At 60.1% G+C, this 20699-nt stretch carries 18 protein-coding genes, 1 tRNA gene and 1 pseudogene; 8 read left to right on the top strand and 12 right to left on the bottom strand.

The genetic code is table 11. The annotated features are described in order from the left end of the window. The first annotated feature begins 69 nt into the window (after window positions 1-69). Both ACN0X6_RS00715 and ACN0X6_RS00710 read left to right on the top strand, forming a co-directional pair. Window positions 70-1473 carry an MBL fold metallo-hydrolase RNA specificity domain-containing protein gene (locus tag ACN0X6_RS00715; protein ID WP_417701261.1) on the top strand — a complete coding sequence of 468 codons (1404 nt, stop codon included), beginning with the start codon at window positions 70-72 and terminating at the stop codon, window positions 1471-1473. 131 nt (window positions 1474-1604) lie between these two features. Then, window positions 1605-2678, top strand: coding sequence for an LOG family protein (locus ACN0X6_RS00710; protein ID WP_417701259.1), 1074 nt, complete (start codon window positions 1605-1607; stop codon window positions 2676-2678). Window positions 2679-2800: 122 nt separating this feature from the next. Here the strand turns inward: ACN0X6_RS00710 and nadA are convergent, their stop codons facing one another. The 4 genes from nadA to ACN0X6_RS00690 all read right to left on the bottom strand — a co-directional run bounded on the left by nadA (window position 2801) and on the right by ACN0X6_RS00690 (window position 8775). Beyond that, complete coding sequence (gene nadA / locus ACN0X6_RS00705; protein ID WP_003241694.1) at window positions 2801-3859, bottom strand: quinolinate synthase NadA; 1059 nt, start codon at window positions 3857-3859, stop codon at window positions 2801-2803. Between the two features lie 194 nt (window positions 3860-4053). Further along, window positions 4054-7125, bottom strand: coding sequence for a MexW/MexI family multidrug efflux RND transporter permease subunit (locus ACN0X6_RS00700; RefSeq protein WP_417701258.1), 3072 nt, complete (start codon window positions 7123-7125; stop codon window positions 4054-4056). Further along, entirely contained in the window at window positions 7122-8216 is a 1095-nt protein-coding gene (locus ACN0X6_RS00695; protein ID WP_417701257.1) for an efflux RND transporter periplasmic adaptor subunit, read from the bottom strand. The genes ACN0X6_RS00700 and ACN0X6_RS00695 overlap by 4 nt, the downstream gene beginning before the upstream one ends. A gap of 85 nt (window positions 8217-8301) precedes the next feature. After that, the gene (locus ACN0X6_RS00690) at window positions 8302-8775 is read right to left on the bottom strand and encodes a DMT family transporter (RefSeq protein ID WP_417701256.1); all 474 of its coding nucleotides are present in this window, start codon (window positions 8773-8775) and stop codon (window positions 8302-8304) included. Between the two features lie 96 nt (window positions 8776-8871). Between ACN0X6_RS00690 and ACN0X6_RS00685 the strand changes: the two genes are divergently transcribed. The 6 genes and pseudogenes from ACN0X6_RS00685 to ACN0X6_RS00660 all read left to right on the top strand — a co-directional run bounded on the left by ACN0X6_RS00685 (window position 8872) and on the right by ACN0X6_RS00660 (window position 14770). Continuing rightward, window positions 8872-9780 (top strand): LysR family transcriptional regulator, encoded by a 909-nt coding sequence (locus ACN0X6_RS00685; protein WP_417701254.1) that lies wholly within the window; start codon window positions 8872-8874, stop codon window positions 9778-9780. Window positions 9781-10190: 410 nt separating this feature from the next. Next, window positions 10191-10928 carry a class I SAM-dependent methyltransferase gene (locus tag ACN0X6_RS00680; protein ID WP_417701252.1) on the top strand — a complete coding sequence of 246 codons (738 nt, stop codon included), beginning with the start codon at window positions 10191-10193 and terminating at the stop codon, window positions 10926-10928. A gap of 42 nt (window positions 10929-10970) precedes the next feature. Next, the gene (locus tag ACN0X6_RS00675; protein ID WP_417701250.1) at window positions 10971-11978 is read left to right on the top strand and encodes a formylglycine-generating enzyme family protein; all 1008 of its coding nucleotides are present in this window, start codon (window positions 10971-10973) and stop codon (window positions 11976-11978) included. A 45-nt stretch (window positions 11979-12023) separates the two neighbouring features. Next, window positions 12024-12630: pseudogene (locus ACN0X6_RS00670) on the top strand (GTP cyclohydrolase II). 18 nt (window positions 12631-12648) lie between these two features. Further along, a complete protein-coding gene (locus ACN0X6_RS00665) occupies window positions 12649-14337 on the top strand; it encodes a WD40 repeat domain-containing protein (protein ID WP_417701248.1) in 1689 nt (562 codons plus the stop codon). A 211-nt stretch (window positions 14338-14548) separates the two neighbouring features. Beyond that, window positions 14549-14770, top strand: coding sequence for a dihydrofolate reductase family protein (locus ACN0X6_RS00660; RefSeq protein ID WP_417701246.1), 222 nt, complete (start codon window positions 14549-14551; stop codon window positions 14768-14770). 177 nt (window positions 14771-14947) lie between these two features. On the opposite strand, the gene ACN0X6_RS00655 is transcribed toward ACN0X6_RS00660, so the two are convergent. The 8 genes from ACN0X6_RS00655 to tolR form a co-directional block, all read right to left on the bottom strand. Then, window positions 14948-15023, bottom strand: a tRNA-Lys gene (locus ACN0X6_RS00655). Window positions 15024-15081: 58 nt separating this feature from the next. Further along, the gene (gene queC, locus ACN0X6_RS00650) at window positions 15082-15756 is read right to left on the bottom strand and encodes a 7-cyano-7-deazaguanine synthase QueC (protein WP_417701244.1); all 675 of its coding nucleotides are present in this window, start codon (window positions 15754-15756) and stop codon (window positions 15082-15084) included. Window positions 15757-15758: 2 nt separating this feature from the next. Next, window positions 15759-16406 (bottom strand): 7-carboxy-7-deazaguanine synthase QueE, encoded by a 648-nt coding sequence (gene queE, locus ACN0X6_RS00645; RefSeq protein WP_417701242.1) that lies wholly within the window; start codon window positions 16404-16406, stop codon window positions 15759-15761. Window positions 16407-16620: 214 nt separating this feature from the next. Continuing rightward, entirely contained in the window at window positions 16621-17433 is an 813-nt protein-coding gene (ybgF, locus tag ACN0X6_RS00640; RefSeq protein ID WP_417701240.1) for a tol-pal system protein YbgF, read from the bottom strand. Between the two features lie 6 nt (window positions 17434-17439). Further along, window positions 17440-17937 carry a peptidoglycan-associated lipoprotein Pal gene (gene pal / locus ACN0X6_RS00635; RefSeq protein ID WP_160020676.1) on the bottom strand — a complete coding sequence of 166 codons (498 nt, stop codon included), beginning with the start codon at window positions 17935-17937 and terminating at the stop codon, window positions 17440-17442. A 55-nt stretch (window positions 17938-17992) separates the two neighbouring features. Further along, window positions 17993-19291 carry a Tol-Pal system beta propeller repeat protein TolB gene (gene tolB, locus ACN0X6_RS00630; RefSeq protein WP_417701238.1) on the bottom strand — a complete coding sequence of 433 codons (1299 nt, stop codon included), beginning with the start codon at window positions 19289-19291 and terminating at the stop codon, window positions 17993-17995. Between the two features lie 5 nt (window positions 19292-19296). Beyond that, window positions 19297-20241 (bottom strand): cell envelope integrity protein TolA, encoded by a 945-nt coding sequence (tolA, locus tag ACN0X6_RS00625; RefSeq protein WP_417701727.1) that lies wholly within the window; start codon window positions 20239-20241, stop codon window positions 19297-19299. Next, window positions 20238-20690, bottom strand: a complete 453-nt coding sequence (gene tolR, locus ACN0X6_RS00620) for a protein TolR (protein WP_021488348.1) — start codon at window positions 20688-20690, stop codon at window positions 20238-20240. Before tolR ends, tolA begins: the two co-directional genes overlap by 4 nt. Between the last annotated feature and the right edge of the window lie 9 nt (window positions 20691-20699).

Raw genomic sequence — 20699 nt, 5'->3', positions numbered from 1 at the left:
GACCTGCATCAAGACCCGCTCCGTTTGGAAGCGGCAGACTCGCGTCATCATCACGACAAGGAACAAACCATGGCCTTGCTCACTTTTCTCGGTGCGATTCAACAGGTCACCGGCTCCTGCTACCTGGTGGAAAGCCGCGACGGCGCCAAGGTGCTGCTCGAATGCGGCATGCATCAGGGACGCCGCCAGGAAGAAGATCAGAACCGCAGTGCGTTTCCTTTCGATCCAGGCAGCCTGGATGCGGTGGTGATCTCCCACGCCCACCTCGATCACAGCGGGCTGTTGCCGCGCCTGGTCGCCGAGGGCTATCGCGGCCCGATCCACGCCACCGAAGCCAGTTGCGAACTGCTCGAGCTGATGCTGCTGGATTCGGCCTTCCTGCAGGAGAAGGACGCCGAATGGGAAAACCGCTGGCGCGCACGCCAGGGCAAGCCGGCGGTCAAATCGCTCTACACCATCGCCAATGCCGAGCAGGCGCTCAGCCAGCGTCGCGCGCATGCCTATGGCGCAGCGGTCGAGGTTGCCAAGGGCGTGCACGTCACCTTCCACAATGCAGGCCACATCCTCGGCTCGGCCATCGTCGAAATGCAGGTAGAGGATCACCACCTGCGACGTCACCTGGTGTTCTCCGGCGACCTGGGCAACACCTGCTCACCGCTGATGCAGGCGCCGACACAGCTGAACCAGGCGGACGTGCTGCTGATGGAGTCGACCTACGGCGACCGCGACCATCGCCCCAGCGACGAGACCCTGGAGGAGCTGGCCGACATTCTTCAGCAGGCTCACAAGGAAGGTGGCAACGTGCTGATCCCGTCGTTCGCCGTCGGCCGCACCCAGGACCTGATCTACTACCTCGGACGCTTCTATCAGGAAGGCAGACTGCCGCAGCAGGCCGTGTTCCTCGACAGCCCCATGGCCATCCGCGCCAACGCCATTTACAGCCGTTTCCATGACCAGTTCGCGACTGCGGATCGCGCGGCGCTGGCCGCCAAGGGCGTCAAGCGCATCGAGGACTGGCTGCCAGTGTTGCGCTGCACACCGACAGCCGAAGAATCGATGGCGATCAACCGGATCAATAGCGGCGCGATCATCATCGCCGGTGCCGGCATGTGCAATGGCGGGCGTATCGTCCATCACTTCAAGCACAACCTCTGGCGCGAGAACTGCCACCTGGTGTTCCCGGGATTCCAGGCCAAGGGCACGCTGGGTCGTCTGATCGTCGACGGAGCCGAAACGGTCAAGGTGCTGCATCAGCGCATCGCGGTGAAGGCCAAGGTGCATACTCTGGGCGGTTTCTCCGCGCATGCCGGGCAATCGCAATTGCTCGACTGGGCCAGCCGGTTCGAGCATCACCCCGAGCTGTATCTGGTGCATGGCGAACTGGAAAAGATGCAGACACTGCAAGGCGCCCTGCGCGAGCGCCTGAACTGGATTGCCAACATTCCCGAACCCGGTGAACAGATCGCCCTGTAATCGGCGCTTACGAAAAGATGGCAACGAAACGGCAGACTGCCTGTGGCAAGCTGCTCGACACTCCATAATCAAGGAACCGGCCAACACGAGAGGCTCCTCGTCTCTCACAGGCCAAGAAGAGGAGAGTTTCCATGCCCTTTGAACCGGACGACTATCTGTCACGCCACGTGCAAACCAGCGAGGTCGACCTGAGCAACAAGGTGGAGGAACTGGTAGCGCTGGCCACCCCGAGCAACAGCCCCAATCTGGCGCTTTACCGCGAAATGCTCACTACGGTGATCCACATGGCCCAGGCGGATCGTAACCGCTGGGACGCCAAGATCATGATGCAGACGCTGCGCGAGATGGAGCATGCCTTCGGCATGCTGGAACAACTGAAACGGCGGCGCAAGGTCACGGTGTTCGGCTCGGCACGAACTCCGCCCGATCATCCCCTGTACCGGCAGGCGCGCGAGCTCGGCGCATTACTGGCACACCGCGACCTGATGGTGGTCACAGGTGCCGGAGGCGGCATCATGGCGGCAGCCCATGAAGGCGCCGGCGCGGAAAGCAGCCTGGGCTTCAATATCACCCTGCCCTTCGAACAAACCGCCAACGCGACCATGCGCGGCAGCCATCACCTGCTGTCGTTCCACTTCTTCTTTCTGCGCAAGCTGTTCTTCGTCAAGGAGGCCGACGGCCTGGTGCTTTGCCCCGGCGGTTTCGGCACCCTCGACGAAGCGCTGGAAGTGCTGACCCTGATCCAGACCGGCAAGAGCCCGCTGGTGCCCGTGGTGCTGCTCGATCAACCGGGTGGCAGCTACTGGGAAGATGCACTGGGCTTCATCCGTCGCCAGCTTGGCGACAACGGTTACATCCTGCCCACCGACCTCAACCTGATGCACCTGGTCTACAGCGCCGAAGAGGCGGTGGATGAAATCGCCCGCTTCTACCGCAACTTCCACTCCAGCCGCTGGCTCAAGGATCGCTTCGTGATCCGCCTCAATCATCCACTCAACGAGGCGACTCTGGCGAAGCTGGACAGCGACTTCGCCAGCCTGTGCAAAGAAGGTGGCTTTACCCAGCAAGCCTATTGCGAGCAGGAGCGCGACGAACCGGAACTGTGCCACCTGACCCGCCTGGCCTTTGCCTTCAACGGTCGTGACTACGGCCGCCTGCGCGCGCTGCTCAATGTGGTCAACGAACCGGAAAACTGGGTGAGCTAACGCAGCCTACGTAGCCCGGATGCAATCCGGGGGTATTGGCCGCTCGCCCTTCCCGGATTGCATCCGGGCTACGCAAAGCAAGAAGCCCAGCATGTGCTGGGCTTCTTTTTGACGGCTGGCAGTCAGGCGTTACCGGCGACCTTCATCCGCGCCGCCTGGGTGAAGTCGAGCATGCGCTTGAGCGGCTTGATCGCCTTGGGAATCAGCGCCGGGTCGACATGAATCTCGCCAGAGCCCTGACGCAAGCCGGTCAGCACGCGCTCCAGGGTGTTCATCGCCATCCACGGGCAGTGCGCGCAGCTGCGGCAGGCCGCACCATTGCCGGCGGTTGGCGCCTCGATGAAGGTCTTGTCCGGGCACAGCTGCTGCATCTTGTAAAAGATGCCACGGTCGGTGGCGACGATGAAGGTGGAGTTCGGCAGGGTCTGCGCCGCCTTGATCAACTGACTGGTGGAACCCACGGCATCGGCCAGCTCCACCACATTCTGCGGCGATTCCGGGTGCACCAGAATGGCGGCATCCGGATACAGCGCCTTCATGTCCAACAGCTGTTTGGACTTGAACTCCTCGTGCACGATACAGGCGCCGTCCCACAGCAGCATATCGGCGCCGGTCTCGCGCTGGATGTAATTGCCCAGATGCTTGTCCGGCGCCCAGATGATGGTCTCGCCGTTGTCCATCAGGCTCTCGACGATCTCCAGCGCGCAGCTGGACGTCACCACCCAGTCGGCACGCGCCTTCACCGCCGCCGACGTGTTGGCGTAGACCACCACGGTACGCTCCGGGTGCTGATCGCAGAAAGCCGAGAATTCGTCCACCGGGCAGCCCAGGTCGAGCGAACAGGTCGCCTCCAGGGTCGGCATCAACACACGTTTTTCCGGGTTGAGGATCTTCGCCGTCTCCCCCATGAACTTGACCCCGGCGACCACCACGGTCTGCGCCGGGTGCTGATTGCCGAAGCGGGCCATTTCCAGGGAGTCGGAAACGCAGCCACCGGTTTCCTCGGCCAGCGCCTGGATGACCGGATCGCAGTAATAGTGCGCCACCAGCACCGCATTCTGCTTCTTCAGCTCGGCGGCGATTTCGCGGCGATAGAAGGCCTCTTCCTCGGCAGTCAGCGGCTTGGGCTGTTTGGCATCGAGGTGGGCTTGAACGAGGAGACGTTCGGAAATCTGCGTCATTTCATCAGGCTCTGATTGTTATCCGGCGCGTCGAGTATACCTCCCCGAGAAGATCGGGAAGAACGAGCGGATAGGTGAATCAGTAGAAACTCGACCTGTGCAGCGACGCCTGCCGATGCTCGCCGCGAGGGCGCGGGTCAATCTCGCCAAAGCGCGTTGCAATGCAACCACCAGTCGAGAACATCGGACGCACCTCATTCTCCCGCACGCTGCAACTCCATGGTTCTCGGATCAAGCGCTCTGGCCCGATGATCGCGGGCCAGCAAACTGTAGGCCGTAGGCAGGATGAACAAGGTAAAGGCGGTTCCCACCAGCATCCCGCAAACGATCACCAGCCCCAGGCCTTGCCGGCTATGAGCGCCGGCCCCGCTGGCGAATAGCAGCGGAACGAGGCCCACGACCATCGCGGCGGTAGTCATCAGTATCGGGCGCAGGCGGATGCAGGCTGCACGCAGTATGGCGGCGTGGCGATCGAGTTGCTCCTTGACCTGCATCTCATTGGCGAAGACCACCATGAGAATGCCGTGTTTGCTGATCAGGCCGATCAAGGTGACCAGCCCTATCTGGGTATAGATATTCAGCGTCGCCAGCCCCAGCGCCAGGGGAATCAACGCTCCGCAGATCGATAGCGGCACGGTGAAAAGAATGATCAGGGGATCCCTCAAGCTCTCGTACTGAGCGGCCAACACCAGATAAATGATGATCACCGCCAGGCCAAAGGCAGACGACAGGGTATTGCCCTCCTGCACGTATTGTCTTGCATCGGCCTGCCAATCCAGGGTGAAACCGACCGGTAGGTCGGCACTGGCTTTCTCCAGGAAGGCGACGCACTCACCGATGCTAACCCCGGGAGCGGGAATGGCCTGGAGCGTTGCCGCGTTCTGCTGGTTGAACTGCGTCAACCTGTTCGGCTCGATTTTCTCTTCCATGCGCACCAGGGCCGACAGCGGCACCAATCGCCCTTCACGGCTGCGCACGTATTGCTGCCCCAGGGCTTGGCCATTCATCCGCAGCTCGCGGGTGGCCTGAGGGATGACGTCATAAGAGCGCCCATGAAGGCCAAAGCGGTTGACATAGTTCTCGCCGACCAGCACGGCCAGCGATTGGCCTATGTCGCTCATACGTACACCAATGGCGCTGGCCTTGTCGCGGTCGACACGCAGGCGAATCACCGGGTTGTTGTAATCCAGGTCGCTGTCCACTGCAGCGAACAGACCACTGCTTCGCGACTTCTGTTTCAGTACCTCCATGCTGTCATAGAGCGTGCGGTAGTCCTGCAAGGTGCGCAGCACCAGTTGCACCGGCACACCCCCCGTGGAGCCGGGCAAGGGGGGGAGCGGGAAGACAAAGATGCTGGTTCCTTCCACCGCGCCAACCTTCTGCTGGAGATCGCCCTGAATCTCCGTAGCATCGCGCTCGCGCTCATCCCAAGCGGACAGGTTGATGCCGCCGAAGCTGGTAGCGGGCCCATCGGTGCCATTGATGATCCAGCGACTGGTGGTTTCCGGCAACTCTCGGAAGACCGAATCGAGCCTACGGGAAAACAGCTCGCTGTAGGCCAGGTTAGCGTACTGCGGCGCCTTGATGGCAGCGAGGAGGCTCGCCTGATCCTCCACGGGCGCGAGTTCCCGCTGCGCCTGCTGATACAGCAGCGGCAGGCTGGCCAGTACGAGCACGGCGACTGTCAGGGAAATGCCCCGATGCGCCAGCGAGCGTTCCAGCAGATTCCCGTATCGCTGCGCGAGAGATTCGAAGAAGTGGCTCGCCGCTCGTGCCACTCGACTCTCCTGATCATGGCGCAGCAGCATGGAGGCCATCACGGGCGAAAGCGTCAGTGCCACAATCCCGGAAATCAACACAGCGCCTGCCAGGCTCAAGGCGAACTCGCGAAATAGCGCTCCAGTCAGGCCACCCATGAAGGCAATCGGGGCGTATACCGCCGCCAGGGTCAAGGTCATGGCGATCACCGGCCCCGCCACTTCCCGCGCACCGAGCAGAGCCGCGACCACCCCTGACTTGCCTTCGGCCATGTGACGGTGGGTGTTTTCCACCACGACAATGGCATCGTCCACCACCAGGCCGATCGCCAACACCATCGCCAGCAGGGTAAGAAGATTGATACTGAAGCCGAAGGCCAGCATCAGTGCAGCGGTACCGAGCATCGACAAGGGGATGGCCATGAGCGGAATAAGTACGGTGCGAAACGAGCCAAGACAGAAGTAGATGACCACCACCACGATCAACAGTGCCTCGACCAGGGTGTGCATGACCTCGTCGATGGAGGCCTGAATGAAACGCGCGGTCTCGAACGCCAACTCGACTTTGACGCCAGGAGGCAGCGTCTTGCGGATCTCCGCCAAGCGTTGCTCGATACCCTCGACTATCACCAGCGGGTTTCCGAGCGGCGCGGCGAATAGCCCCAGGTGCACCGCCGGCTGAGCGTCCATCAACGCGCTGGTTTCGCTAGCGGCCGCGCCCAGCTCGACGGTGCCCACATCCTTGATCCGCACCAGACCACGTGCGTCGCTATGCACCACCATCTCGCTGAACTGCGAAACGCTGTTCAGATCGGTATCCAATTCGATCCCCGAGACCCGGTACTGACCTTTGATCTTCCCAGGCGCCGCCTGGTAGTTCTCCGCGCGAATCGCCACCGCCACCTCTTCTGCGGTGAGACCGCGCGCGGCCAGGCGCGCCGGGTCGAGCCAGAGGCGCATTGCCATGCGCTGACCGCCGAAAATTTCAATCCTGGCAACCCCATCGATCGCGGAGAACATCGGCTCCACGACCCGCGATAGGTAGTCGGTCAGCGCAGGTGCGGATAGCTCCTTGCCCGAAAAACCCACGTAGGCGACCGCGGTGGAGTCACCACTGGAGCGCTCGATCACCGGATCGTAGGCTTCCTCTGGGAGACGGTAGCGAACCTGGCTGACCCGTGCTATCACCTCGGTGAGTGCCTGGGTCGAGTCCTGCCCCAGACGCAGGCGCACATCGATTGCACTCTTGCCCTGTACCGAGGAGGAGCTCAGGTAATCCACCCCCTCTACCGAGGCCAGTGCCTGGGCGATAGGTTGGGTGACGAAGCCTTGCATGAGCTCGGCGGGGGCGCCTGGGTATTCGGTGGTCACCCGGATCGTGGCATTTTCCAGCAACGGGTACTGGCGAATCGGCAAGTGCTGAATGGCCAACACGCCCAGCAGCAGAATGAGCGCGTTGAGCACTAGGGACAGAACTGGCCGATGGATGAACAGATCCGTGAACTTCATGGCTGCGGGCCTTGCCCGTCGTCATCGTCGAGGCTGTTGCGCGGGAGCACTTGCAGTGGCGTCTCGTCGCTGAGCCTGTTCTGCCCGGATACCACCACCCGGTCACTGATCTGGAGCCCTTCAAGCACCTCCACCCGGCCATCCCAGACATCGCCGGTGCGCACAGCTACACGCTTGGCGCGCAGCACTCCGTCTTCCTCTCGGGCGATGAAGACCATGTCGCCGTAGGCCGTGGCCAAGATGGCGGTCTGCGTAATGCTTAGCGTCTTTGCGCGATCAGGCCGGCGTACCCGAACCTCAGCGAACATCCCGGCGGCAAGATGCCTGTCGCGGCCATCCAGGCTGGCCTGGACGTGAATCATCCGCGCGTCGTCGAGTATGGGGTCGATGGCATTGATGCGCGCCTCGAAGCGCTGATCCGGACGCGCATGGAAGCGCAACTCCACGGGCTGCCCCCAGTCGAGTTCGCTGCGCGCCCGTTCGTCAAGGGAAAAATTGACGCGCAGGCGGCGACTGTCGCTGAGGTTGGCGATGACATCACCGGGGTTGAGATACTGCCCAAGGTGAACCTGCCGGATGCCCAACTCGCCACTGAAAGGCGCACGGATGTTCTTCTGAGCGATCAGCGCATTGACTTGCGCCAACTCGCCCCGAGCCGCGTCACGATCAGCACGGGCCTGGTCGAATTGCTCCTGACTAGCCGCACCACTGGGAGCCAGCTTGGACATTCGTTGCAGACGCTGTTCGGCGTTGCGCAGCACGGCCTCCAGGCGACGTCTTTGCGCCCTCTGCGGCTCGTCATTGAGGCTGATCAGAGGTTGCCCGGCCTCGACTCTCTGCCCCGAGTCGAAATGCAAGGCGGAAACCCTGCCCGGCACCTCGGCGCTCACCCGAACCTGGCTGACGGCTTCCAAGGTTCCGATACTGTCGTAATAACGCGGCACGTGCTGAAACTCGACCTTGCTCAAGGCAACCTTCACCTTGAGCATGGTTTGCACCTGAGCTTCTTCGGCCTGAGCCGACCAAAGACTCCAGGTCGCCAGCAAAGCCGCACTCAGCATGGTCGCCACAAGCGCGAGCGAGGTCTTCATCCTGTAAGTCTCCCGCGTTTGACGTTGCGTTGATTGTGGTTTGCGCGACGGCAGCGTCGTGCAAGGACACGGCTGCGGGTATGCCCTAGAGGGCAGCGGACCACTGCACCATGAGCATCCCCGCGAAGATCAGCAGGACACCGCCGACGCGTCCAAGGCTGGCTTCTTTGACCGATAGCCCCATCAGACCGAAGTGGTCGATCAGCAAGGAAGTGAGCATCTGGCCTGCGATGACACAGACGATGAAACCGGTCGCGCCCAAGCGGGGAGTCAGCATCAGCGCCGAGCTGATGTAGATGACGCCGGCGACGCCGCCAAACCAAGCCCACAGCGGTAACGCCCCAGCCTGATTGAGCAACGGTGCAGGGGCTCTCGTGACCAAAATGATCGGCAGCACAACGCACAGGCTGACCAGCAGTGAAGCGACGGTTGCCCATAACGGGTGGCCCAGTGCGCGCCCCAGCGCCGCGTTGCTGCCAGCCTGAAAAGGCACCAGAGCACCGGAGATCAACGCAGCCAGGGCCAGTAACATGCCGGCGAGAGAAAGCGAAGAGGACATGCGATCACTCCAGTGTCATAGATTGTCGTGGCAAGAACCTTTACGCATTAGCATCTCGAATGGAAATTCATATTCTATTTAATGGATATTCTTACTATGAATAAACTAAGACGCATCGACCTCAATCTCTTGGTCACCCTCCATGCCTTGCTGCTGGAAAAACACATCTCACGAACTGCTTTGCGCCTGCATAAAAGCCAGCCGGCGATCAGCCACTCTCTGGCTCATCTACGCAAGTTGTTCGATGATCCTCTGTTGATCAGACGCGCGGGCAGGCTTGAACTGACGCCACGAGCGAGCGAGCTTATACAGCCCTTGACCGACTCTCTGGATCAATTGGGGGCGCTGCTGGATCCTCCGCAGTTTGATCCGACCCGCGCACAGCGGATATTTCGCCTGGCCATGTCGGATTACGGAGCACGGGTGCTGCTACCTGGACTGACACGCTCGCTACGCACCATCGCGCCCGGTATCGATCTCGTCGTCAGCCAGGCCAGCCGGGAATCGATGCTGGCCGATGTGATGGATGGTGAAACGGATATGGCCCTCGGCGTCTTCCCAGGGCAAAACTCGGACAAGTTGCGCATGCGCACGCTTTTCGTCGAACGTTTCGCCTGCCTCGCCGACGTCTCGACCCTGCCGGAAAGTGGCGTAATTGATCGGGACTCATGGCTGGCACGTCCGCACGTGCTAGTGGCCATGCGCTCGGGTAACGACAACGAAATCGACCGTGCGCTTGCGCGGGAGAATTTGCACAGGCGAATAGCCATGATCCTGCCGCATTGGGGTGTGGCAAACGAACTGATTGTCGGCACCGATCTAATCCTTACCGTGGCCCGACGCAGCCTCGAGTCGGCTGGCATGGATCCACGACTTAGAGTGTTCGAGCCACCGCTGGTGATAGAGCCTTTCCACTTCGACCTGATCTGGCATCAGCGCCGGGAGGGCGATCCCGCGCATTCGTGGCTACGACAGATGATCATACGCACGGCGAATCGTGACTGAGTTAAATATGGATATAGATTAGATCGCTGCACATCTACACTAGTCTTCGCCATTTCAGCGCCGTAGATCATCAATGAGCGCTTACTCGAGCAGCGTATCCCGCCATTAACCCCCTCATCCTGCCGTGCAACTCCGACGCCTCGCAATCGCTCATTTACCTTGCGATTCAACCAACACTTGATTCGCCGTAAGAATATTCATGATGCAGCAAAAGAATTGGACCGCTCCCGAAAACTCCCCTATACACATTCGTACTATAAATTACTTCACCCCAACTAGCGGTCTGCCCAAGAGCTCACTAACAAGCCCTTTGACACTACACCCTAGCGCCTCCTTTTCTTAAATCATTGCAATCTACCCTAAAGAGAACTGACCATTAATATTCAACGCCATTACAAGAGATACTTCAGATGAAAAACAAATCAACCTACGACTTGATCGGCGGCCTCTTCGAGAGTTTTACCGACACCGCTGCTCAACGTGCGGTTGAAGTACGAACACTGATGCATATGGCAGGGGATGTGAAAGGCCAGAGCGTTCTGGATCTTGCCTGCGGATATGGCTATTTCGGCCGCGAACTGCTCGAAAAAGAAGCAAGTAGAGTGGTCGGCGTGGATATTTCGGAAAAAATGATCGACCTTGCGCGCAAGAAGTCTAGCGAGAATGGCGACGCTATTGAATTCCATGTCCGAAATGTATGCAACATGGAGTCGTTCGGAAAGTTTGACATGGTAATGGCGGCGTGGCTGTTCAATTATGCCGATTCCCTAGACGACATGAGAAAGATGTTCAAAACCGTGGTAAACAACTTGAAACCTTCAGGACGCCTGGTTGCCTATACGGTCGAACCGGACTTCCAGTTGGCCAATGGAAACTTCACCCGTTACGGAGTCAATGTTCTGACCGAAGAGCCTTGGGCCGAAGGATTTCGCCATCAGGCCGAGTTCGTCACCATCCCACCCAGCCCCTTTACCTTCTTCCGCTGGCGCCGTGAAGACTATGAAGCGGTAATGGTCGACGCTGGACTTCGCGATGTGCATTGGCAAAAACCCTTGCTCCTCGAGAGCGATATCAAACGTTATACCCCGGGCTTTTGGGACAGATTCCAGGATAACTGCCTGCAGACCGGTTTGAGCGGCCGGCTTTAAACCACCGCCGGTGTCTGAATTCAATTCAATAGGCGCGATAAGATGGCAATGGAAAAGCATTTCCACTCCCCCCCTTTCTTGGCAAAAGCCTCGCCGAAACTAAGTGATCGAGCGTTGCTGGGGCTTCCCGACGCTTACACCACCACGCGTGAACTGCTTCTACCGGTAGATGAATTCCGTGCCCTGGCCCAGCTCAATACCGAGCGCCTGGTAGCACTGCTGGAAAGCCAAGACGAGCCACTGGCACGGCGACATGAGGCCGGGCGCCTGCTCGCCTTGTACGGTGATCCACGTCTGGATCCGTTGGCGCCACAGATGATCGATGTGCCTGCCGGTGAGGTGTACATAGGCCTGGATACCACCGAGCTGGACGCTGTCATGGATCAGTTGGCGGATCTCAATCTCGATCGCAGATGGATCATCAAGGAGACACCACGCCATCGCGTGCACCTCGAGCCGTACCGGATCGCACGTTATCCGGTAACCAATCTGGAGTATCGAATCTTTCTACGGGAAAGTGGCGAGCAGCGTATACCTGACAGCTGGTTTCTCGGGCGCTATCCCGCTGAGCAGGCCAATCATCCGGTCAGCGGTTTGCGTGCTGAGGATGCTGACTGCTATGCCGACTGGGTGGCGGAGAAGACCGGACGGTCCTTTCGTCTGCCCAGCGAAGCTGAATGGGAGTACGCCTCTGCCGGGCCAGGGAACCTCGAGTACCCCTGGGGAGAGCGCTTCTTGGCGGATCATGCGAATACTGCCGAGGCCGGCCTGTTGCATACCACCCCTGTAGGCATGTTCGCCTGCGGCGCCTCACCCTTTGGTTGCCTGGACATGGCCGGCAATGTCGAGGAATACGTCGCCGACGACTACCGCCCCTACCCTGGAGGAGAACGGGTAACCGACGATCTGCTCTGTGTCGTGGGCCCCCATCGGATCGCCCGTGGCGGGAGCTTTTCCCGTTTCCGGGATCTAGCGCGCTCCACGAGACGTCATGGAAAGTTTCCCAGAGCTATCTACGTGATGGGCTTGCGCCTTGCTGAGAGTCTCTGAGCCAGACAGCCAATAGTCCGTTCCCTGCTTCATGAGAGATTCGCCATGTGCGCATGCCATGTAAAGAACTTCGTCGAAATCCCCATCCTTTCCAATGGCTATGTAGGAAAGTTCTTTTCCTTCGATGGATTTGAAACACCCGAAGAACATGTCGCTATCGTCATGGGCTCTCTGGAACAAGAATCGCCTCTGGTCAGAATTCACTCCGAATGCCTGACGGGCGACATTTTCGGCTCCCATCGCTGCGACTGCGGTGCCCAGTTGCACGAAGCCCTTGAGCGGATGACCGAAGAGGGCGGCGTACTGCTCTATCTACGCCAGGAGGGACGGGGTATCGGGCTGTAACGCCAAGCTGGCCGCTTATCGCCTTCAGGATGGCGGTCTGGATACCTTCGAGGCCAATCGCCAACTGAGCTTCCCCGATGACGGTCGCAATTTCACCGCTGCTGCGCAGATGCTCACAGCACTGGGTGTGAAGCGCTGTCGCTTGATGACCAACAACCCGGAAAAAGTCGAAGCCTTGCAAGCATTCGGATTGCAGATTGACGAGGTGATTCCAACGGGAATCTTCGTGACCGAGCACAACCGTAACTATCTGCTGGCCAAGGCCCAGAAAAAAAATCACACCATCAAACTCGATCTTTCGGTTTGATATGCGAGGAGTTCTGTGATGAAACATTTCGCCCCGATCAGCGGTATCGCCAGTTACCAGGAGCGCTACATCGCCACCGCAGGTTATGACAATCAAGTCATCCTGTGGGACGCTCAAACCAAGCAAGCCATCCATCAGGTCTTCCACGATCACCTCGCCAATCAATGCGCCTTCAGCCAGGACGGCAGGCTTCTGGTTAGTGCCAGCAGCGACTACAGCGCCCGTATCTGGGAAGTCCCGAGCATGCGTTTGAAAGCTGCGCTCATCGGACACGAGGACGATGTCGAAATGGCCGTCTTCAACCCAGCCGGCGACACTGTCTCCACCTGCTCACGCGACCACACCATCCGCCTGTTCGATGTCGCCAGCGGCCAATGCCGTCATGTGCTACGCGGCCACGAGGCCGATGTCATCTCGGTGAGCTGGGCCGCCGACGGTGCCAGCCTGATTTCCAGCAGCGACGACGGCACCATTCGCCGCTGGGACGTTCAGAGCGGCGTCCACATCGAGAACATCGATTTGGGCGGCGTGGAAACCGATACCATAGCCCTGACCAGTGACGGCACTATCTTCGCGGGTGACGACAAAGGACGCCTGACCGTCATCGACAAGGCGGGCAAGCATTGTCATCAGGCCCATGCTGCGGGTATCAAGCGAGTCGTCTGGGACGACCAGAAACGCCAGCTGATCAGTCTCAGCTATGATCGCTCGGTGGTTCTCTGGCAGGCACTCGAGCACGGTCAATTGAGAAAGCTCGCCGAGAGCTCTCTACCCAACCTCATCTGGCCGCGAAGCTGCACCTTCCTGGGCGAGCGGCGTATCGCCTTCGTCACCTTCGGCTCGTCATACGCTGTATGGAATCACATCACTAACGAGTGGGAGCTCGCAGGCATCGAGCAGGCCATCAGCCTCAATGCCGTTCTCGTGCATCAGGGCGATACCTACGCGATCGGTGACGCCGGCCTGCTCATGGTGAACGGCAAGCCGAGCACACTGATCGGCAGCTTGTGCAACTTCCTGCTGCCGTTTGAAGACGCCGTTCTCACCGGCGGCCAGATGGGCCAGGTGTTCGATGCGGTGACCGGCAAGCTGATTTATCAGCATCGCTCGCCACTCAACTGCGGCGCAGCATTCCTTCGTGACGGCCAGCCGCACGCGACAATCGGCACCTACACGGGTGAAGCCCTGGTGTTTGCCCTAAATCACGAGGGCGAGGTGGCCTATCAGAGCGAGATCCTGATGCACGATAACGCCATCAAAGGCATATCCGCCGACGAAGAGTTCCTCTTCAGCGTTTGCGCCAACAGGGCCGCCGCATTCCACCGAATTTCCGATTTCACCGAACACGCCTATAGCGAGCTTGCCCATGAACGCATCTCCAATGCTTGCACCACCATCGATGGTGGGTTCGCCAGCGTGGGCCGGGATCTCAAGCTGCGCTTGTGGCGTACCGGCAAGAGCGAAGTATTCAAAACCCCGCATCTGCATTCGGTGAAATGCATCGCTGCTTCGCCGGATCGTAAGCTGATCGCCACCGGCAGCTATGGTGGTACGGTGGCGTTATTCGACCTGGAAACACAGCGCTGGATCACCCAGCGCAAACCGACCACCAGCGGCATCTCTTGCATCACCTACTCACCGGAGACGCAGGCGTTCATCGCCAGCTCCTACGATGGGCATTTGTACCCCATCGAGGCGCAACCCTGAAACGGCAGCCTGAAGGGGAAATCGCCCCCTAGGCACAAAGCGCCCTGCCCGGCCTCACCAGCGCAAGCATCGATCATCGCGATGAATTGTCGGCGCTGCTCTGGAGCTGGCTAAGCGGGGACGTTACAGCCCCCAAACCTCATGTAGGCTGTGTCCTGGGTGAGGGCTGAATCATCTGGCCAGCGACGATCACGAGATGCTGTAGGAGTTGATGAAGGCGCTTTGCAAGCGCTCCGTCCACGACCTGTTCGTCGAAGCGCGGGCTCGCCTGGGCGGAGCGCTGATCAGGGCCGGATTAGTCGACGAGCTCCTGCCTGACATTGCGCCACGCTTGCTGGGTGAAAAGGCTGGCCCCTGGGCTGAAGGGGGTGTCGCCGGGCTCGTTCGCACAGGCGCCTGGCGTCAAATTGTACGAATGCACACAGCTTGGTGAGGATCCAAGGCTTCGCTTGCGCGCGAAGACAGAAGGCTTCTGAGTCCCAGAAACGAAAAAGTCCGACTTTTCAGTCGGACTTTCTGTATGAGTCGAGAGCCTGCAACCAAACTGTTTTCACCACAAGCGGGCCCTAGGCGTACAGTGTATGACAGGTTGCAGCCACCCTTTTAGATCTGGTGGGTCGTGTAGGATTCGAACCTACGACCAATTGGTTAAAAGCCAACTGCTCTACCAACTGAGCTAACGACCCAACGCGAGGCGCATGATACTGATTTAATTCAGGAAATCAACACTTCACGAAAACTTTTTCAGAAGTAGCGCGTTGCATCAGGCACACCGGCTGCGGCGAAACCAGCTGCACGCAGGCGGCAGCTGTCACACTTGCCACAGGCGCGGCCATCATCATCGGCCTGGTAGCAGGAGACCGTGAGCGCATAATCGACACCCAGGCGCATACCAGCCTGGATGATCTCACCCTTGCTCATCTGCTGCAGCGGCGCGCGAATGGTGAAGCCCTGCCCCTCCACACCCGCCTTGGTCGCCAGGTTGGCCATACGCTCGAAGGCGTCGACGAACTCGGGGCGGCAATCCGGGTAGCCCGAGTAATCCACTGCGTTGACGCCAATGAAGATCTCGCGCGCATCGAGCACCTCGGCCCAGCCCAGTGCGAGCGCCAGAAACACGGTATTGCGCGCCGGCACATAGGTCGCAGGAATGCCCTCGGTCGGGGACTCCGGCACGGCGATGCTGCTGTCGGTCAACGCCGAACCGCCGATGCCGTTGAGGTTCAGGCCGATCACCTTGTGCTCGACTACACCCAACTGCCGCGCCACACGCTCGGCTGCCTGCAACTCGGCGCGATGGCGCTGGCCGTAATCGAAACTCATGCTGTAGCAGCTGTAACCCTCGGCCTTGGCCATGGCTACCACGGTGGCCGAGTCCAGGCCGCCGGAAAGGAGGATGACTGCTTTCTTGTCGTTCATGTTCAGTGTCCCGGCTCATCGTTCCAGAGAATCTTGTGCAGCTGCAACTGCAGGCGTACTGGCAGGTTGTCGGTCACGATCCAATCGGCCAGCGCACGCGCATCGACCTGTTTGTGACTGGGCGAGAACAGCACTTCGCCGGCTCGGCCAGCCAGGTCGTACTCGATCAGCTTGGATACCGCCCAGTCGTAGTCCTCGCGCGAGCAGATAACGAACTTGACCTGATCGTTGCGTGTCAGCCACTGGATGTTCTCGTAGCGATTGCGCTGCACTTCGGCAGAGCCAGGCGTCTTCAGATCCAGCACCTTGCTGACCCGGGGATCGACCGCAGAAACATCGAGCGCGCCACTGGTTTCCAGCGATACCTCGTAGCCGGCGTCGCACAGGCGCGTGAGCAAGGCAATGCAGTTGGGCTGAGCCAGCGGCTCACCGCCGGTGACACAGACGTAACGCGGGCGATAGGCGGCCACTTGGTCGAGGACGCTGTCCAGCGTGACGATTTCGCCACCACTGAAGGCATAGGCGGTATCACAGTACTGACAGCGCAGGGGACAGCCGGTAAGGCGCACGAATACCGTTGGCAAGCCAGCGGTACGCGTCTCCCCCTGCAGCGAATAGAAAATCTCGGTGATGCGCAGGGTTTCTTGCATGGTAGCCACGAGCGTGATGACGAAACAGGCCATCCGCCTCCGTTGCGTGGAAAGACAGGAACGCCGGCAGCGGCCGACGTTCGACAAGGCGCGGCGACAAGGACATCAGCCGAGCTGAAACCCTGCCACCTGAGCCGCCGCGCATTCTAATGGATCACGCGATGCCAGATAAGAAAAACCCGCGACGGGCGCGGGTTTTTCGTCAACGTACGGCTTACAGCCGCTGCAGATCACGCTGGGCCAGTTGAGCGGCCGAGCTACCCGGGTACTGCGCGATGACTTGCTGAAGGATGCCACGGGCCTTGTCGTTGTGACCCAGGCGACGCTCGACATCGGCCAGCTTGAACAGTGAATCCGGTACCTTGGCGTGGCTCGGATAGGCCTGGCTGACCTTGGCGAAGGCCTGGCCGGCTGCCTGCAGGTCGCCCTTGGCCAGATTCACTTCGCCCAACCAGTACTGCGCGTTACCTGCGTACTGGCTGTTGGGATAGCGATTGAGAAAGGCTGCGAATGCCTGCGAGGCCTTGTCGAAATCCTTGGCCTTGATCAGGTCAAAGGCGGCGTCGTAGTAGAGTTTTTCCTTGGCCGGATCACCCGGCTCGGCGCTGGCCTGCTGCTGCGCTGCAGGGGGCGTCGGGGTGCCATTGGCGCTTACCGCGCCATCGGCTGAATGCTGTGCAGGAGCTCCACCGGCAGCAACACCGGAAGAAATGCGTTGGTCCAGATCCTGGTAACGCTCCAGGCCTTCCTGCTTGAGGCGCTGGATTTCATTTTGCTGCTCCTCGACCATGCCACGCAGTTGCGCAATTTCCTGCTGCATCTGCTGGAGCTGGTTGAACAGCATACCCTGCGCAGAAGCGGGTGCTTGCGCACCCGCTCCGGCAGAGGCGCCGGCCGTACCATAACCCGCCGGTGGATAGCTGCTGCCCTGTTGCATGGAGCTGCTTTCCAGTACGGGAACCTCCGCCATTGCCGCGAGCGGCAAGGCGAGTGTCAGAAGGGTCAGGATACGGCGGCAATCTCGCATGGCAGCTTACTTACGCAGCTCTACGCGACGGTTCTGAGCCCAGGACTGCTCGTCGTTGCCAGTGGCAACCGGACGCTCTTCGCCGTAGGAAACCAGCTCCAGCTGAGCCGGGGAAACGCCTTGCAGAACCAGGTAACGCTGAACGGCCTTGGCACGACGCTCGCCCAGCGCCATGTTGTACTCACGGGTACCGCGCTCGTCAGCGTGGCCTTCCAGAACGACGCGAGCGCCGTTGCCTTTCAGGTCCTTGGCGTGTACGTCCAGAGCGCGCATGGCTTCGGCCTTCAGGTCGGAGCTGTCGTACTCGAAGTAGAAGGTGGTGATAGCGCGCAGAGCAGCTTCTTCGCTCAGGCTGCTGTCAACAGCGCCAGTGTTGGCACCGTAACCAGCGTTCGGGTCAACAGCACCTTCACCAGCAGCGTCGCCGCCTTTGGAGGAGCAACCTACGGCAACAGCGAGAGCCAGGGACAGTGCAGCGAACTTACCGAATTTCAGCATTTCCATCATGTAACTCCTAATGAACCCCAGTTGTGTTAAGCAATATAGGTGTAACGCCGCATCAGTTCAGGTAAGGGGACCAAGAAGGCTCTCGAACTTCGCCTTGAGCGGTAGGAAGAGGGAGCCTCACACGTCCATTGGTGGACGCTAACATCAAGACTCCCCGGCCCTGCTGGCGGGTGGCGTAGATTAGCATGGCGCCATTGGGCGCAACAGTGGGCGACTCATCCAAACTTGTGTCTGAAAGAATACGCAAACGGTTGGTTTCCAGGTCCTGCGCAGCCACCTTGAACACGGTAAAACCATCCTGACGATGGATCATCACCAGGGTCTTTTCATCCGCCGACAATTTCGGGTTGGCGTTGTAGTTACCGACGAAGGTCACTCGCTCCACTGCCCCGCTATTGATGTTGGTCTTGTAGATCTGCGGCTTACCCGCACGATCCGAGGTGAAGTAAAGGGTCTGACCATCCTTGCCCCAGAAGGGTTCGGTATCGATCGCGTAATGGTTGGTGACGCGGCGCATCTGCCGGCTGCCCATATCCATCACATAGATTTCCGGATTGCCGTCCTTGGACAGCACGAAGGCCAGGCGGTTGCCATCCGGCGACCAGGCCGGAGCGCCGTTGAGGCCTTCGAAGTTGGTGATCTGCTCGCGGCGACCGGTATCGATGTGCTGCACGAAGATGCGCGGGCGACGTTGCTCGAACGACACGTAGGTGATGCGACGGCCATCCGGCGCGAACGACGGCGACAAGATCGGCTCGCGCGATTGCAGCAGGGTCACCGCACGGGCACCGTCGTAGTCGGAACGCTGCAGGGTGTAACGGGTATTGTTGGTCCCCATGCGCTCGGCAGTGACATAGAGCAGGCGCGTGGAGAACGCACCCTTGACGCCGGTGAGCTTCTCGAACGACTGGTCGGCGATATGGTGAGCCATGTCACGCAGCTGATCGGTGCCACCGCCGACATTGCCGGTCATGACCTGCTGCTCGGTGTTGACGTTGAACAGTGCGTACTGCACCTGCAGGCGACCGCCATTGGGCACGATGTTGCCCACCAGCACGTACTGGGCACCGAGCGCTTTCCAGTCACGGTAGATGACTTCGCTGGCCTGGGTCGGCAGGCTGATCATGTTTTGCCGCGGGATCGGCTCGAAGTAGCCGGAGTTGCGCAGATCGTTGCCGATGATCTGCGACATGTCTTCAGGCAGCACCGAACCGCCCTGCCAGCCAAAGGGCACGACGGCGATGGGCGTGGCACGGTCAGCGCCTTGGGAAATCACCAGCGGGTCGGCCGCCTGGACGCTACCGACCAGCATGACCAGCCCCAGCAGGGCGGTACGAATCAGGGTATTCACAGAGCTCAATCCTCCGGTTTGAAAATGACGCGACGCTGCCTGTACATACGGTCGAAGGTAGCGCGATCCAATTGTTGCATCTCGGGAATACGCCCGACGTTACGTACAGCTGCAACGGCCGAGTTGTCGAATGGCGCATCGCCGCTGGAGCGCGACACGCTGGCGTTGGTCACGGTGCCGTCAGGCAGCATCTGAATCAGCAGCTCGACGCTCATGCCTCGGCGTGCCGACATCGGTCGCTGCCAGTTCTCGGTGATCAGTTTGATGATCAGGTCGTCAAGGTTGCCGGCGACCTCATCACCATGTGTCTCGGCCAGCGCCTGCTGGTTCTGCACGTTATCCGACAGCAGCTCGGCCAGTGCCGCGGCCTTCTGATCCTCGGCAGCCTTGCGCCTTGCATCTTCGGCCTTGCGCTTGGCATCTTCGGCGGCTTTCTTCTTCGCGGCCTCGGCGGCTGCCGCTTTTTTCTTCGCCTCTTCTGCAGCGGCCTTTTTCTTGGCCTCTTCAGCGGCTTTCTTCTTCGCTTCGTCCTCGGCGCGCTTCTTGGCGATATCCGCCTGACGTTTCTGTTCGGCGGCCTTCTCGGCCTCGGCTTTCTTCGCCGCTTCGGCCTTTCGAGCCTCTTCAGCCTGCTTTTGTTCCTCGGCTTTCTTGGCTGCGGCTACCTTCTGCTCTTCAGCTTTCTTCTGCTCCAGGCGTTCGGTCTCGAATTGCGGTGCTGAGGTTTTCTGCGCCTCACCCGCAACCTTTTGCGTGGTCTGCGTGGTGGCCTGGCTCTGTGACTGCAGCTTGTACAGCGTAGCCTGCACCACCGGACGCGCCGGCGGCAGTTCTGGCGTGAAGGCGAAGCTGACGAACAGCATGGCGAACATCAGGACGTGCAGACCCACGGCCCAGACGACGGGCCAGAAGTAGCTTTCCGACTGCGAACGCTCGGCTTGCTGCATCAGGGAGCCTCGGTAATCAGTCCGACGTTGCCCACGTCGGCCTGCTGCAGACCACCCATGGCCGACATCACGGTGCCGTAATCGACCGTGCGATCACCGCGCACGAACACCTGCACCTGCTTACCCTGGCGACGGTTCTCGGCAATGATCGCCGAGACTGCCTGAGTCATCTGCTCTAGGGTCGAGGCGCGCTCCTGCTCGGTATCCACGTCGACCTCGCTGCCCATGTTCCAGTAGTAGGTCTTGTCGGCCTTGATGGAGATGGTCAACACCTGGGCGTCGTTGTCCTGCGGCAGCGCTTCGCTGCTGACCTTGGGCAGATCGACCTTGACGCCCTGATTGAGCATCGGCGCGGTGACCATGAAGATGACCAGCAGTACCAACATCACGTCGATGTAGGGCACCACGTTCATCTCGGCGACTGGTTTGCGTCTGTTGCGAATTCTCGCCATGGTTAGAAC

The organism is Pseudomonas sp. (assembly GCF_048269965.1).
In the GTDB taxonomy this organism is placed as follows: Bacteria; Pseudomonadota; Gammaproteobacteria; order Pseudomonadales; family Pseudomonadaceae; genus Aquipseudomonas.
Note: the sequence above shows the minus strand (reverse complement) of the source record. Positions and strands in the feature narration are given on the sequence as shown.

Coding starts and splice junctions, on each gene's coding strand:
- ACN0X6_RS00715 (WP_417701261.1), top strand. CDS start 70: ATGGCCTTGCTCACTTTTCTCGGTGCGATTCAACAGGTCACCGGCTCC.
- ACN0X6_RS00710 (WP_417701259.1), top strand. CDS start 1,605: ATGCCCTTTGAACCGGACGACTATCTGTCACGCCACGTGCAAACCAGC.
- nadA (WP_003241694.1), bottom strand. CDS start 3,859: ATGACGCAGATTTCCGAACGTCTCCTCGTTCAAGCCCACCTCGATGCC.
- ACN0X6_RS00700 (WP_417701258.1), bottom strand. CDS start 7,125: ATGAAGTTCACGGATCTGTTCATCCATCGGCCAGTTCTGTCCCTAGTG.
- ACN0X6_RS00695 (WP_417701257.1), bottom strand. CDS start 8,216: ATGAAGACCTCGCTCGCGCTTGTGGCGACCATGCTGAGTGCGGCTTTG.
- ACN0X6_RS00690 (WP_417701256.1), bottom strand. CDS start 8,775: ATGTCCTCTTCGCTTTCTCTCGCCGGCATGTTACTGGCCCTGGCTGCG.
- ACN0X6_RS00685 (WP_417701254.1), top strand. CDS start 8,872: ATGAATAAACTAAGACGCATCGACCTCAATCTCTTGGTCACCCTCCAT.
- ACN0X6_RS00680 (WP_417701252.1), top strand. CDS start 10,191: ATGAAAAACAAATCAACCTACGACTTGATCGGCGGCCTCTTCGAGAGT.
- ACN0X6_RS00675 (WP_417701250.1), top strand. CDS start 10,971: ATGGCAATGGAAAAGCATTTCCACTCCCCCCCTTTCTTGGCAAAAGCC.
- ACN0X6_RS00665 (WP_417701248.1), top strand. CDS start 12,649: ATGAAACATTTCGCCCCGATCAGCGGTATCGCCAGTTACCAGGAGCGC.
- ACN0X6_RS00660 (WP_417701246.1), top strand. CDS start 14,549: ATGAAGGCGCTTTGCAAGCGCTCCGTCCACGACCTGTTCGTCGAAGCG.
- queC (WP_417701244.1), bottom strand. CDS start 15,756: ATGAACGACAAGAAAGCAGTCATCCTCCTTTCCGGCGGCCTGGACTCG.
- queE (WP_417701242.1), bottom strand. CDS start 16,406: ATGCAAGAAACCCTGCGCATCACCGAGATTTTCTATTCGCTGCAGGGG.
- ybgF (WP_417701240.1), bottom strand. CDS start 17,433: ATGCGAGATTGCCGCCGTATCCTGACCCTTCTGACACTCGCCTTGCCG.
- pal (WP_160020676.1), bottom strand. CDS start 17,937: ATGGAAATGCTGAAATTCGGTAAGTTCGCTGCACTGTCCCTGGCTCTC.
- tolR (WP_021488348.1), bottom strand. CDS start 20,690: ATGGCGAGAATTCGCAACAGACGCAAACCAGTCGCCGAGATGAACGTG.